Source organism: Pseudomonas sp. TH43 (assembly GCF_016650635.1).
Lineage (GTDB): Bacteria > Pseudomonadota > Gammaproteobacteria > Pseudomonadales > Pseudomonadaceae > Aquipseudomonas.
The window spans coordinates 1,448,279-1,462,274 of the sequence record NZ_JAEKFI010000001.1 but is presented as its reverse complement, the minus strand read 5'-3'; the positions used below and the strand labels follow the sequence as shown (position 1 = coordinate 1,462,274).

The following is a 13,996-nucleotide window of genomic DNA, read 5'->3' as shown; positions in this document are numbered from 1 at the left end:
ACATGACAGAGGAAAGTAAAACCTTGTTCAGAAAGATCCTTGTTGTTTGCGTGGGCAATATATGCCGAAGTCCGACGGCAGAACTGTTGTTGCGTAATGCGCTGGGTGCCTCGGCAATCACGGTGTCCTCTGCGGGCCTGTCGGCCAGAGTCGGCGAGGGCGTCGAGGCTTCGGCCCGCGCAGTTCTCGAAAACCACGGACACTGTGCCGAAGCGTTCCAGGCGCGGCAACTGACCTCGGACATCATCAATGACTCGGACTTGATTCTGGTCATGGAAAAACAGCATGTAAATCAAGTATTGAAGATTGCCTCTCACGCGAGGGGCAAAGTGTTTCTACTCGGCAAGTGGCAAAGCGAGCGCGAAATACAAGATCCGTATCGTCAAGGCAAGGCCGCTTTTATTCATGCCCATGCATTGATTGAAGATGCTGTCAGCTCATGGGCGCAACGCTTGGCGCGTTGATGAATATTCTTCAGATCAATGAATGGTAAGAACAGACTTATGCAGTTACCGTCCGTAATCGGCACCCGTGACAACGATCAAGACAGTATTGATCTGCTCGGCATATTTGGCAGTCTGATCGATCAGAAGTGGTTGATCGGCGCATTGACCGGGGCCTTTATGGTCACCGGTGTTGCCTATGCCGTTCTGGCGACGCCGGTGTACCTGGCGAACGCGCTGGTGCAGGTCGAACCGAAAAAGAACGACATGCTCGGGTTCTCCGACCTCAACAGCATGCTCGGCGGCCAATCGCCATCGGTGACCGAAATCGGCATCATCAAGTCCCGCGCCGTCATCGGTAAAACCGTTGACGACCTGCGCCTGGATATCGATGTCACGCCCAACACGTTCCCGGTCATCGGTGGCTTTCTCGCCCGGCGTTACCGCGGCGAAACCGATACCAGCGTCGCCGCGCCGCGCTTCGGCCTGAGCAGTTACGCCTGGGGCGGTGAGCGTCTGGAATTTGCCCGGCTCAATCTGCCCAAAGAACTGCTGGGCAAGAAACTCACCCTGATTGCGGGTGAACAGAAGCGCTTCCAGTTGCTCGATGACAACGACAACCTGCTGGTCGACGGCGTCGTCGGTGAAGCGTTCGCGCAGGACGGCGTAGAAGGGCAAATCACCCAGTTACTGGCTAACCCCGGCACCCGTTTCGAAGTGGTGCGCAATCCACGGATCGTGACCATTCAGGGGTATCAGGACGCGCTGGATATTTCCGAACAGGGCAAGGAGTCGGGGATCATTCGTCTGGCCCTGGCCAGCAGTGATGCTGCGGAAGCGGTGAAGATTCTCAACAAGATCGCGTCGCTGTACGTTGATCAGAATGTACGACGCACTTCAGCCGAAGCCGCCCAGAGCCTGGCCTTCCTGCAAAGCCAATTGCCGCAGGTCAAGCGTGATCTGGCCAAGGCCAGCGATGCGCTCAACGCCTATCAGACCCACGGCAAGACCGTGAACATCTCGTTGGAAACGCAATCGGTGCTCGGCCAGTCCGTAGCGCTGGAAACGCGGATTTCCGAGCTGAAAATGCAGCAGGCGGAGATGGATCGCAAGTTCACCAAACAGCACCCGGCCTATCGCGCACTGATGAGCCAGCTCGGTGAATTGGTCCAGCAGCAGAAGTCGCTGGAAGGCAAGGTCGGTGATCTGCCCGCCACGCAACAGGAATTGCTTAACCTGACCCGCGACGTTGAAGTCGCCTCGCAGATCTACACGCAATTGCTGAACAAGTCCCAGGAACTCGACATCATCCGCGCCGGTGCGGTGGGCAACGTGCGCCTGATCGACACTGCGGACGTCGACCTGACCAGCCCGGTCAAACCGAAAAAAGCCTTGATCGTGCTGATCGCAACGCTGCTCGGCGCTTTCATTGGCGTGGCGCTGGTGCTGCTGCGCAAATCCCTGAGTCGCGGCCTCGAAGGCCCCGAAGCCATTGAGCAACTGGGCTTGCCGGTGTACGCGTCGATTCCCTACAGCGCGTTGCAGCAGGAAGAGGACAGCAAAAAAGGTCGCGCCCGTGACGGTGTCGATAAACCGGCGTATCTGTTGGCGCTGCGCAACCCGACGGATTTGTCCATCGAGTCGATTCGCAGCCTGCGCACGTGCCTGCATTTCGCCGGGCTCGATTCGACCAACAACCGCATCATGATTTCCGGGCCGAGCCCGCAGGTCGGCAAGACATTCGTGTCTTCCAACCTCGCTGCGGTGATGGCGCAAAGTGGTCAGCGCGTGGTGCTGATCGATGCCGACATGCGCAAAGGTCATCTGCACAAAACCCTCAACACGCCGATCACCAACGGTTTGTCCGATCTGCTGGTCAAGCGTTGCAGCATCGAGCAGGCAATCAACCGCGTCGAAGTCGACAATTTGCACTTCATCAGCCGTGGTCAGGTGCCGCCCAACCCGTCCGAGCTGCTGATGCACGCCAACTTCCGCGAGCTGCTGGCGCAACTCAGCGAAATGTACGACCTGGTGATCATCGATACGCCGCCGCTGCTGGCCGTGACCGATGCAGCGATTGTTGGCCGTGAAGCCGGCATCAGCCTGATCGTCACACGCTTCGGGGTGAACCCGGCCAAGGAGATCGAATTGACCATCCGCCGCTTCGCGCAGAACGGCATCGAGTTGAAAGGCGCAGTGTTCAACGGCGTCGAGAAGCGTGCCGCGAGCTATTACGGCAATGGCGGCTACGGCTATTACAACTACGAATACGCGTCCGACAAATCCTGACTGTCAGCGACTGTTTTTTCCTGTTTGAAGTGGGTGATTTGTGAAAAAAATACTGCACGTGGCCGAGACGATCAAAGGTGGCGTCGCGACCGTTATTCGCACGATATCGGCGTCCCCCGAGGGCGACGCGGCGAACTACGAGCTGGTGTATCTGGTCCCGCAGGATCAGGAAAAAGAGCTGCACGGCATCGAAGCGCAGCAGATCCGCACCTTCGCTCGCACCGGGCGCAATGTGCCGTCGCTGCTGCGCTTCGCCTGGCGTCTGACCCAGGTGATGCTCAAGGAAAAACCCGATGTGGTGCATCTGCACAGCACCTTTTCCGGGGTGATCGGGCGTTGCGTGTGCGTGCTGTTGCGCCCGTGGCGCAAGCCGAAAATCGTCTACTGCCCGCATGCATTTTCATTCCTGATGGAAAGCTCGCCGATCAAGCAGAAAGTCTATGCGTGGATCGAGCGAGTGCTGCAGAAAGTCACCGACGTGATCATTTGCGTCAGCCAGTACGAGCTCGATAAAGCCGCGCGTTTCGGCATCGAGCGCAAGCGCATGAAGCTGATTTACAACGGCATCCATCGCAAGGATGACGCGCCGAAAGCCAGCAGCCCCGAGCCGATTCATCTGCTGTTCGTCGGCCGTCTCGATTATCAGAAAGGCTTCGACGTGTTGCTCAAGGCGTTCGCCAAGGTGCAGCGCAACGACCTGAAACTGACGGTGGTGGGCAGCGCGGTCAATGAAGATTCGGTCGAGTGTCCACCGATGGCCGCGGTTGAATATTTGCCGTGGGTCACGCCGAGCGAAGTGCAGGCGCTGTACCAAAAAGCCGATGCGTTGATCGTGCCGAGTCGCTGGGAAGGGTTTGCCATGGTGCCGCTCGAAGGCATGGCCATGGGCTTGCCGGTGATCGCGAGCAATTGCACGTCGCTGCCCGAGTTGGTCACCAACGAAGTGTCCGGCTATGTCTTTCCCTCCGGCGATCACCAGGCGCTGGCCGATGTGCTGGCGAAAATCCAGAAGCCGCGCTTGCTCGACCTCGGCAACGAAGGTCGCAGCATCGTCCGCGAACGTTTCAGCGCCGCGTTGATGATTCGCCAGACCTACGACCTGTATTGCGCCCCCACTTATTAAGTAGAACTCAAGCTTATGAACGTAACGATTTTGCATGGCTACAGTGCGTCCAACTCCGGTGACGGCCTGCTCGTCGATCTGGCGATTGCCTTGGTGCAGCGCAATTTTGGTGAGGACACCGCGATCAGTGTCGTGGCCTCCGATCCAGATTCTTTCAGTTACTTGCCGCATCCGCGTTTTGACGCGCCAGTGATGGCGGCCAAGGGTTTGGGCCGGGTCAAGCAGGCGGTGTTTCTCAACCAGTCCTACGCTGGCCTTGCCGATCTGTTGAAGAAAACCGATTTGATCGTCGGCGTCGGCGGCGGCTACATGCGCTCGAAAAGCGCCTTCGAGCACATCAAATTGAAACTCGGCCACGCCAAGCAACTGGAAACCGCGATCCTCAGCAAAGTGCCGTCGGTGTATCTGCCGCAAAGCATCGGCCCGTTCCACGGCGAGAGCAGCAAGATCGTCGAGCACTACGCCAACGCTGATGCGGTGTTCGTGCGCGACAATCGTTCCTCGGCGATCTTCGACGCCTGTGAAAACGTCTACCGCGCGCCGGATCTGGCGGTGCAGTCGCTGGCGAGTAAAATTCTTCAGCAACCCAAGTTCACCCGCTGCGCCTCGTCACCAGCAACGGTGTGCGTGGTGCTGCGCAAGCCGCCGGAGTGGAGCAAGGAAAAGAAGCTCGCCTATGTCGCCAACCTGAAGGTGCTGCTGCAGCGCCTGAAGGACAAAAGCAAAGTGGTCTGCGCCGTACAAAGCGCGGTGCGCGGCAACGATGACGGCGCGTTTTATCGCGAGCTGGGCATTACTGAAGATTTGCTGTCGTTGAAGGCGACGATTGCCAAATATCAGCCGGATCTGGTGATCTCCGTGCGGCTGCACGGCGCTATCGAATCGCTGCTGTCGGGCGTGCCGGCGTACCACATCAGCTATGAGCGCAAAGGCTTCGGCGCCTATCAGGACATGGGCGTAGAAGACTGGGTGATCAACGGCGGCGACATCAATGTCGACACCATCATCAACACGGTTTACGCGCCGAATGCGCTGTCGAATTTCGGCCAGCGCCTGACCGATACCTGCCGTGAGATCGAAGCGAAAACCGTGGCCATGGACGACATCATCAAAGGTGTCGTTCGATGATATTTCGGCTGTTGCTTCGCGGCGGAGCCTTGGGCGCGAAGTTTTTGCTGGTGTTGGCGATCACTCATTACCTCGGTTATGAGGCCTTGGGCTTTTATGGCGTAGTGGTCGCGGCTTCGCTGATCGCCTCGAAGTTCTACAGCGTCGGCTTCAGTTCCGAGATCAATCGGTTGATCAGCGTGGGCGGCAGTTCGCGCCGGGTCGTCGACAAAGTCCTGCTGCTGTACCTGGCCGTGGGGCTAGTGCTGTCGGTGGTGACGGTGCTGATTTATTCGCTGTTCCAGACAGTTGAAGCGACCGCTGCATTGATCCTCTGTGTAACGCTGGTGCTGCTCACCGAACACCTGTCGTTCGAGATCAACTCGTTCGTATTTTCCGCGCAGAAAGCCACGGCCGGTGCGTTGCTGTTTTTCATCAAGACCGGCCTGTGGGCGGTGTTGGCGGTGGGCGGGATGATGCTCGGCTGGGTGTCGGGTATCGCCAGTGTCTTGTGGTTGTGGGTCGCCGCGAACGTGATGGTGATCATCGCCGGTTATTTGATCGTGGTGAATGTGCACAATGGGCGCGTCGCCGGCACCTTGGCCACGGCCACCGTGTGGAAGGCCGGGTTGCCGTTCTATCTCGGCACCGGGCTGATTGCGCTGAGTCAGTACGCCGAGCGTTTCCTGATCATCGACCTGGAACCCTACGCCAGCCTCGGTAAATACGTGTATGCGTGGTCGGCGGCGAACACCTTGCAAGCTTTGTCGTATGCGGTGGTGGCGGTGGTGGGCATTCCGGTACTGGCCAAGCGTTTTCAGGCCGATCAACAAGCGTTCACGGTCAAGCAACTGTTCATCAACAAGTGGGTGATGCGCTCGCTGGTGGTGTCGGCTGCGGTGGCAGTGGCGATTTATCTGTTCTTCAACGTGGTGCTCGATTACGTCGCCACCAGCGTTCCGCGCCCGGACAACGCGATCCTTGGCGTACTGATTTTCTCCTTTGCCTTGCGCGCGATTGGCGACATCGTCTGGGGTGGATTGATTGCCTCGAAAAACAGTCGGGTATCGCTGGCCAGTGCAGCGATTTGCTTGCTGGTCTCGGTGCCCGTCAGCTATGTGTTGATCAAGCACTATTCGATCTATGGCGCCGCGTGGGGCAACGTCTTTGCGATCATCGTGCAGCTCGGCGTGATTGCCGTGTTGACCCGTGTAACCGCTGCGAAAAAGGCCGCTCTGTCATGGGCCTGAAGCTGCCGTGCATCGAGTTTCGAGGCAAGAAACTCGACTCGTCGATTTCGTTCCTGATCCTCTTCACCGGGCTGTTTCTGTCGGTGGCCATGCCGCTGCTGATCCCCCGTGATCCGGGGCCGGATGCGATGACCTTGTGGTCGTCCTACGCGCGTGCCGACAACTGCAACTTCTGGAACCCGTTCTCGCCGGATCGCTCCTCCTACGAGTGTTCGGCGTTCCTGCTGCGGCCCACCGGGATCAACCTGACCAATGCCTGGGCCTACGGCATGTTCTGCAATTTTTTCCTCACGGCGATTCCGGTGGTGGTGTTTCGGCGCATGCCGTTGGCGATCTTCGGCACCTTGTGTCTGTGGGGCATCGTTCGCTCGTTCTTCCTGGAAAACCTGACCAAGGAAATCATTGTGTCGGTCGCGGTGTTGAGCATTTTGCTCAGCTCGTTGACGCGCAAATATCGCGGCGGATTTTTCTTTTCGGCGGTGATCTACGGTGTATTGATCAGGCCCTACTGGATTCTGTTCTCACTGTCGTGGGTCGGCGTCTGCGTGATGAAGAAGTACGTATCGCGCACGACTTTCTTCCTGATGCTGTTCCTGTTCTACCTGGCCGTGGCGATGTCGATCCAGCTCGCGCTGGGTTTTCCGGTGTCGTCGATTCGCGCCAGCAACAACGAGCTGCGCACGGCGGGTGAAGAGGGCTCGAAATCGTTGATTGTCTCGTGGCTCAGCGGCAGCGACTTCGTTTCGCAGGCGCTGGACTCGATGATCATCTTCTTCCGGCTGTCGTTTCCGGTGGAGCTGATTCTGTTGTCCGGGCCGGGCCAGGTGATCTTCGTTGCGTTGATGATCATGACCGCGCTGCTGCTGTTCAAAGTCATCACCTCGACCGATTACAAGGGCGCGCCGATCCAGACCAAACCCAAGGAATTGATCGCGATTCCGCTGGCGTTTCTGCTGGTGCAAGGCTTGTTCGAGCCGGATTTCGGCTCGTTCGCCCGACACTTCTCGATGGTGGTGCCGGTGCTGTTCGTCGGTTTGGGATTGATGTTGCGGGCGAACAAACCGGTGCAGGTTGAATCAAGAATTCTGAATTGAGGCAGGTGCTTTATGTCGAGCAAGAAAAAGTCCCTGGAGATTGAAACCCTGCGCGGCCTGGCGTGCCTGCTGCTGGTGCTCTATCACGTCATCGGGCCGTTGGGCGGTGGTTTGAAGATCGATATCGGCTCGCCGTTCCGGGTGATCGCCGATTCGATGGTGTACGTGCGCATGCCGCTGTTCACCTTTATTTCCGGGTACATCTATTCCATCTACAAAATTCGCGGCAATGACTTTTCCGCGTTTTTCAGCGGCAAGGTGCGGCGTTTGATTGTGCCGTTGTTTTGCGTCGGTGTGCCGTTCTCGGTGTTGCAGGCGGTGGGGCCCGGGGTGAACAAGGATGTCGGCGTGATCGACGCGTTGTTGTCGTTTTGGCTGCCGATCAACCACTTCTGGTTCTTGCAGGCGGTGTTCATCATTTTCATGTTCGTCGGGCTGCTGGAATGGCGCGGGATGCTGCGTTCGGCAACACGCTTGTATGGGTTGTTCGTTTTTGCAGCGGTACTGTTTCTGCTGCCGCCCTTCAAGTTCGACGCGTTCGGGATTAATGGCGCCGTCTATCTGCTGCCGTTTTTTGTCGCGGGAATGATTGGGCAGGAGAACGTCGACGCTTTGAAACAGCGGTTCAAAGTGATCGGGCCGCTGGTGTTTGTGTTGATTTCACTGACGCTGTTGTATGTGGCGGCGATTGATCGTGAATTGATTGTTGATCGTCGCAGCCTGATCGGCCTGACCGTGGGGTGCGTGTCGTGCATCGCTTTGCTGTCGAGTGATATGCGCTCGAAGGCGCTGACCTGGCTCGGTGGGTATTCCTATGCGATTTTCCTGTTCCACGTGCTGTTCGCCGCGACGTCGCGGTTTGTGCTGGGGCGTTTAGGCATAAAGGATGAAAGCCTGCTGGTGTTGGGCGGCTTGACCTTCGGCCTGCTGGGGCCGGTGGTGCTGTCGCTGATCTTCAGTCGCTTCAACTTCACCTCGGTGCTGTTCCTCGGCGAGCGCGCGGCAAGCAGAAAATCGGCGACGCCCATCGTTCCGGTGGTGCAGACGCAAAACAGCTAAAAGCTTCGCGAGCAGGCTCGCTCCCACGGGGATGGTGTGACTTGCACAGATCCACTGTGGGAGCGAGCCTGCTCGCGAAGGGGCCATTTCAGACTAAAGGAATTTTGCATGTTGGCAGTAGATGACGCGCAACCCGTTGCAGCGTCGGTGGTTCAGGTGGGCGACGCCCGTGAGCGTTTTGCGCAGTGGCGTGAAGGCAAGGCCGGTAAGGTTTTGTCCGTCTCGGTGATCGGCGACAGCTACAGCGCCGGACAGGATTTCTATCTGAACAAACTGGTGCAGCGCGTGGCCGGAAAGGTCGGTTTTGCCGGGCCGGGTTACGTCGGTTTCAACCATGGCGCGGCACTGGGCGGTACCCACTTCAAATACACCCGCAGCAGTGAAAAGTATTTTGGCGGCGACTGGAAGGTTTCAGGCCTGGGGCAGGCGAGCCCGGACAGCCGCACCGTGACGGGCAAGTCGGGCGCATGGTTGCAGGTCGATGCCAGTCCTACGCCGGCGATCGACACGACGGTCAGCCAGGCAAAACTGCTTTACCTGGGTAACGGCGAATCCAGCGAGATCCGCTATCGCTGGTCAACCTCGCAAGACTGGCAACCCTTGAAGCTTGAAGGTTCGGGCGTTCAGGAAGTGCCGCTGGCCGGACTGTCATCGGCGCAGGACTGGTCCTTCAGACTGGAAGTGGTCAAGGGCGCACCGACGTTGTTCGGCCTGTGGATGAGCAATGATCAGAAGGGCGTGCGCGTTTCGAAACTGGCGGCATCCGGTGCCGCCTCCGCAGACTTTTATCACCAGGATCCGCAGTGGCAGATTCAGTGGAAAGCCGCTGTATCGAAGATCCCTGCGGACGTTTACCTGATCATGCTCGGTGGCAATGACCAAGGCTTCGGCGTGAAGCCAGCGCAGTATCTACAGAACGTTCAGGGGCTGGTGGGCATGCTGCGCGAGATTCAACCGCAGGCGAGCATCAACCTGATCATGCGCCAGGACACCACGCGCTCCAGCGCTTATCCGATGTCGGCGTATGCGCAGGTGCTTGAGCCGTGGGCGCGTGAGCGCCGTCTGGGGTACGCGAACCTGCAATGCGCGTTTGGCCCCAACGTCAAACGTTACGCGGCGGCAATGATCGGCCCGGACAAGATTCATCCCGTGCCGGCCACGGGCGGCAAGGTGATTGCCGATTACTTCTACGCCTGGATCACTGGCGCCAACGTGCGCTGCAATAACTAGCCCTGTAGGAAGGGGACAGTTCAGGCGTCGGTGAACGTGTCGATCTGATCGAGCAGTTCCTTGAGCTTCTGTGGCATCAAGCGTGTATCGCAACGGGTTTCCACGTTGATGATCACCGCCGGGTCGCTGCAGCAGATGCGCACGCGAAAGCGCCAGTCGCTGAAGATCACTTTCAGACCATCACAGTCGTCCATTTCCAGTGCCTGCTCGGCGTACAGGCTTTTCAAATGGGCGAGCAGGGGATAGGGGTTGCGCAGCGTGCGGCGAATATCGCCGGACGCGGGAAACACGCCGATGCGCTCCACGAGCAGAATCGTGCCCAGCCAGGATTCGTTGGCGCTGGGCAACGGTTGATGGCGTGACAGCCAACTCATCACCCCAAGGTTACCCACCTCGCGTTCAATCTCTACGGAATGTTGTGCAATGTTCATGGTTGCCTGCCTGAAGTGAAAAGTGGGCGTCGGGTTCTGGAGCCGTTTCAGCGGCCCTTGAGGTAGACGTTTTCGTAGCAGAAGTTGGTCGCCTGCAAGTAACCCTCGGCGTCGCCGCAATCGAAGCGCATGCCTTTGAATTTGTAGGCCAGCACGCAACCGTTCTGCGCCTGTTTCATCAGCGCATCGGTGATCTGGATTTCGCCGCCCTTGCCCGGTTGGGTGTCGGCGATCAGGTCGAAAATATCTGGCGTGAGGATGTAGCGACCGATGATCGCCAGGTTCGATGGCGCGTCCTGCGGCGCCGGTTTTTCCACCATGTTGTTGACCCGGTAGATGCCGTCGGAGATCAGCTCGCCGGCGATTACGCCGTACTTGTGAGTCTGATCGGCCGGGACCTCCTGAATGGCGACGATCGAGCAGCGGAATTTCTTGTACAGCTGGATCATCTGCGTCAGGACGCCGTCACCTTCCAGGTTCAGGCACAGGTCATCGGCCAGTACCACGGCGAACGGCTCGTCGCCGATCAACGGGCGGCCGCTGAGAATCGCGTGGCCCAGGCCCTTCATTTCCACTTGGCGGGTGTAGGAGAAAGTGCAGGTGTCGATCAGTTCGCGGGTGCCAGCGAGGAATTTTTCCTTCTCGGTACCGCGGATCTGGTGTTCGAGTTCGTAGCTGATGTCGAAATGGTCTTCCAGCGCACGCTTGCCTCGGCCGGTGACGATGGCCATGTGTTGCAGGCCGGCGTCCCGCGCTTCCTCAACGGCGTACTCGATCAACGGCTTGTTGACGATTGGCAGCATCTCTTTAGGCATGGCTTTGGTGGCCGGCAAGAAACGCGTGCCATAGCCGGCAGCGGGGAACAAACATTTACGAATCATAAAAGTATCCTGGACAGTCATGGAACACAGGCAACGATTGCGTGCACTAATGAAGTGCGTGCAAGTTTCAATGCGTATTGAACGATTGCTTTAATACCTGAGTCAGGTTGTTAATGGCAATCAACCATCGCGGTTTAACCCGACAATGTTATGAGATGTCGGTCAGTGCGTTATTAGTTATTTTTAGTCGGTATCTGTTGATAGTGATGAGTGCACAGGGAGTGCTAATAAGTAGCGGGCAATACAGTGTGACCTGCAAAAATATTTATTGCCAGTCATTGAACTAGTTTTGTTTTCGATTGTTGTCGCCTTATTTGTGTGGAGTGCAACACATCTTCAGCAAGTCAGGCTTGACACGCTACTTGTCACTCATCCAAAGACGGACCTCGCTATGAAGATTCTGGTTACGGGTGGCGCCGGTTATATCGGCTCGCACACCACACTCGCGCTGCTGCAAGCAGGTTATGAAGTTGTCGTACTGGATAATCTTTGCAACAGCAGCGAAGGCGCATTGCACGCCGTTGAAACCATCTGCGGCAAGAGTGCCTGGATGATCCGTGGCGATGTCTGCGACCGGGCACTGCTTGACCGGATTTTCCGTGAGCACAGCATCGAAGCAGTGCTGCATTTTGCCGGTCTGAAGGCGGTCGGCGAGAGCGTGCGCAAGCCGCTTGAGTACTACGAGACCAACGTCAGCGGCAGCATCACGCTGTGTCAGGCAATGGCGGCAGCGGGGGTGTTTCGCCTGGTGTTCAGTTCCTCGGCGACCGTGTATGGCGAGCCTGAGCAGATGCCGATTCGCGAGGATTTCCCCACGGGTATCCCGACCAATCCTTACGGTCAGTCGAAACTGATCGTCGAGAACGTGTTGCGTGACTTGAGCCAGGCTGAGCCGCGCTGGAGCATCGCTTTGCTGCGCTACTTCAACCCGATCGGTGCTCACGACAGCGGTCACATGGGCGAAGATCCCAACGGCATTCCCAACAATCTGGTGCCTTATATCAGCCAGGTAGCGGTCGGCAGCCTGCAAGAGCTGTCGATCTTCGGCAACGATTACCCCACAGTCGACGGCACGGGTGTGCGCGATTACATCCATGTCGTCGATCTGGCCGACGGGCATTTGAAGGCCTTGCAGTCGATCGCCGGACGCACCGGCATTCACACCTGGAACCTCGGCACCGGCGATGGCTACAGCGTGTTGCAAGTGCTGCACGCGTTCGAGCAGGCGTGTGGGCAACCGGTGCCGTATCGCATGATGCCGCGCCGCTCCGGTGATATCGCCGAGAGCTGGGCCGATGCCTCCAAGGCTGCCAAAGAACTCGGCTGGAAAGCCACGCGCAGTTTGCAGGACATGGTCACCGACACGTGGCGCTGGCAATCAAATCATCCCAATGGTTACTTGCGATGATGGCCATTTAGTCCAATGTTATTTTCAGTCAGGTTGTTAGATAACGTCGGGAAATTACACTGGCAATGCCTTTTGCAAGTCCGTAGATATAAACCTGCCGTTCGACTTTTATCAGTTGCGTAAGACTGTGAAAGAACAACGGATCTTGTTCGCGCTTTTTGCGGACTTGAACGCTACCACCTCTAGCACAGATCAGTTTTTAACAGATCGAATGTTAGAAAGGAGTTGATATGAAAAAAGTGATGGCAATTGCCCTGTTGTCGATGTTGAGCAACTGGGCTGCCGCTGCTGAAGCACCGCTGACAGCGGTAACCAATGTAGGTGGCAATGTAGCGGCTTCTCAAGCGCCTGCAGCCAGTACTGCAATGGTTGCCAGTGCTGTAGCGGCGTCTAACAGTGGTGGCAGTGCCAACGGCGGTACCACCGGTACGACGGGTACCACCGGCACCACCGGCACGCACAACTAACAGGAACATTTGTTAGTGCAGTACAAGGTCGCCCGACGCAAGTCGGGTGACTTTGTTTTTGGATTCGCCCTTGAATAGCGTAGTGCCATTATGACTCGTAGTGTTTATCTTTTAATGTTGGCAAGTCTCGCTTTGCAAGGTTGCATGTTTTCCCCCGGTCAATACCTCAGCACCGGCAGCATCACCCGCCAGGGCGCCAGTGAGAGCAGCCGGGTCGAGCTGATCCCGATTACGCCCAAGCTGATCGCCATGAACCGCGCCACGCAAAAGCGTGAGTCGTTGCCGGCGGAGCTGTTGGTGACACCTGCCGAATACCGTATTGGCAACAATGATGTCCTGTACATCACGGTGTGGGATCACCCTGAGCTGACCGCACCCTCGGGCGCGCAACAACAGATCGATGCCAACGGCCGTCTGGTGCGTTCCGACGGCACGCTGTACTACCCGTTCATCAAGGAAGTCCAGGCCGCCGGCCGGACGATCCAGCAACTGCGTTCGGACATCGAGCAGCGACTGTCGGCGTTCATCGCCGAGCCACAAGTCGATGTTGCCGTGCTGCGGTTTGCCAGTCAGAAGGTGGTGGTCACCGGCGCCGTGGCCAAGGCCGGCCCGCAAGCAATTTCCACCAACCCGCTGAGTGTGGTCGAGGCGCTCGGTTCGGCCGGTATCGATACCAACAACGCCGATTTGTCCGGGCTGTTGCTGACGCGTAGCGGACGCACCTATCCGTTGAATCTCGATTCGCTCAATCAGCAGGATTCCAAGTTGCAAAACGTCTACCTCAAGGGGGGCGACCAGCTCTATCTGCCGTACAACGACAACAAGCGCATCTACGTGATGGGCGAGGTCAACCAACCGCGCGCGCTGAGTTTCAAGACAGCGACCATGAATCTCACCGATGTCCTCGGTTCGGTCGGAGGCTTGAGCCAGACCACCTCCAACGGCAACGCGGTGTACGTCATTCGTGGCGTGGAAAACCTCGATGTCGAACCGGCCAAGATCTATCAGCTGGAAGCCGAATCGCCGACCGCCATGGCGCTGGCCTCGCACTTCGAAGTCCGCCCGCAGGACGTGGTGTATGTCGGGCCTGCCAACGTGACTCGCTGGAACCGTCTGATCAGTCAATTGGTGCCTTCGGCATCGATTGTCGGCACGGGCGCTTCCGCTGCGAAGAACTGGAGCGAATACAGTAACAACAGCAAATAAGGTCGCCG

Annotated in this window: 13 protein-coding genes; 11 read left to right on the top strand and 2 right to left on the bottom strand. The window is 57.8% G+C overall.

Annotated features, from left to right (window positions below; translation table 11 throughout):
• The first annotated feature begins 23 nt into the window (after positions 1-23).
• From JFT81_RS06560 to JFT81_RS06525, 8 genes are all read left to right on the top strand, one after another.
• Positions 24-464 (top strand): low molecular weight protein-tyrosine-phosphatase, encoded by a 441-nt coding sequence (locus tag JFT81_RS06560; RefSeq protein WP_201226587.1) that lies wholly within the window; start codon positions 24-26, stop codon positions 462-464.
• Positions 465-503: 39 nt separating this feature from the next.
• Complete coding sequence (locus JFT81_RS06555) at positions 504-2,732, top strand: polysaccharide biosynthesis tyrosine autokinase (protein ID WP_201226586.1); 2,229 nt, start codon at positions 504-506, stop codon at positions 2,730-2,732.
• Positions 2,733-2,772: 40 nt separating this feature from the next.
• Positions 2,773-3,855, top strand: coding sequence for a glycosyltransferase family 4 protein (locus tag JFT81_RS06550; RefSeq protein WP_201204925.1), 1,083 nt, complete (start codon positions 2,773-2,775; stop codon positions 3,853-3,855).
• A gap of 15 nt (positions 3,856-3,870) precedes the next feature.
• Positions 3,871-4,983 carry a polysaccharide pyruvyl transferase family protein gene (locus JFT81_RS06545; RefSeq protein ID WP_201204923.1) on the top strand — a complete coding sequence of 371 codons (1,113 nt, stop codon included), beginning with the start codon at positions 3,871-3,873 and terminating at the stop codon, positions 4,981-4,983.
• On the top strand, positions 4,980-6,212 hold the full coding sequence (locus JFT81_RS06540) for a phosphoribosylaminoimidazole carboxylase (protein WP_201226585.1): 1,233 nt from the start codon (positions 4,980-4,982) through the stop codon (positions 6,210-6,212). Before JFT81_RS06545 ends, JFT81_RS06540 begins: the two co-directional genes overlap by 4 nt.
• Positions 6,203-7,306, top strand: a complete 1,104-nt coding sequence (locus JFT81_RS06535; protein WP_201226584.1) for a hypothetical protein — start codon at positions 6,203-6,205, stop codon at positions 7,304-7,306. Before JFT81_RS06540 ends, JFT81_RS06535 begins: the two co-directional genes overlap by 10 nt.
• A gap of 12 nt (positions 7,307-7,318) precedes the next feature.
• The gene (locus tag JFT81_RS06530; protein ID WP_201226583.1) at positions 7,319-8,365 is read left to right on the top strand and encodes an acyltransferase; all 1,047 of its coding nucleotides are present in this window, start codon (positions 7,319-7,321) and stop codon (positions 8,363-8,365) included.
• 108 nt (positions 8,366-8,473) lie between these two features.
• Positions 8,474-9,595, top strand: coding sequence for a GDSL-type esterase/lipase family protein (locus tag JFT81_RS06525; RefSeq protein ID WP_201226582.1), 1,122 nt, complete (start codon positions 8,474-8,476; stop codon positions 9,593-9,595).
• A gap of 20 nt (positions 9,596-9,615) precedes the next feature.
• Here JFT81_RS06525 and JFT81_RS06520 read toward each other — a convergent pair whose 3' ends face one another.
• Both JFT81_RS06520 and galU read right to left on the bottom strand, forming a co-directional pair.
• Complete coding sequence (locus tag JFT81_RS06520) at positions 9,616-10,026, bottom strand: mannose-1-phosphate guanylyltransferase (RefSeq protein ID WP_201204913.1); 411 nt, start codon at positions 10,024-10,026, stop codon at positions 9,616-9,618.
• A 47-nt stretch (positions 10,027-10,073) separates the two neighbouring features.
• Positions 10,074-10,907, bottom strand: a complete 834-nt coding sequence (gene galU / locus JFT81_RS06515; protein WP_008087693.1) for a UTP--glucose-1-phosphate uridylyltransferase GalU — start codon at positions 10,905-10,907, stop codon at positions 10,074-10,076.
• A 391-nt stretch (positions 10,908-11,298) separates the two neighbouring features.
• Between galU and galE the strand changes: the two genes are divergently transcribed.
• The 3 genes from galE (at position 11,299) to JFT81_RS06500 (ending at position 13,988) form a co-directional block, all read left to right on the top strand.
• On the top strand, positions 11,299-12,315 hold the full coding sequence (gene galE / locus JFT81_RS06510; protein ID WP_201226581.1) for a UDP-glucose 4-epimerase GalE: 1,017 nt from the start codon (positions 11,299-11,301) through the stop codon (positions 12,313-12,315).
• A gap of 230 nt (positions 12,316-12,545) precedes the next feature.
• Positions 12,546-12,782, top strand: a complete 237-nt coding sequence (locus JFT81_RS06505) for a hypothetical protein (RefSeq protein ID WP_201204907.1) — start codon at positions 12,546-12,548, stop codon at positions 12,780-12,782.
• 144 nt (positions 12,783-12,926) lie between these two features.
• Positions 12,927-13,988 carry a polysaccharide biosynthesis/export family protein gene (locus tag JFT81_RS06500; RefSeq protein ID WP_242485558.1) on the top strand — a complete coding sequence of 354 codons (1,062 nt, stop codon included), beginning with the start codon at positions 12,927-12,929 and terminating at the stop codon, positions 13,986-13,988.
• The last annotated feature ends 8 nt before the right edge of the window (positions 13,989-13,996 follow it).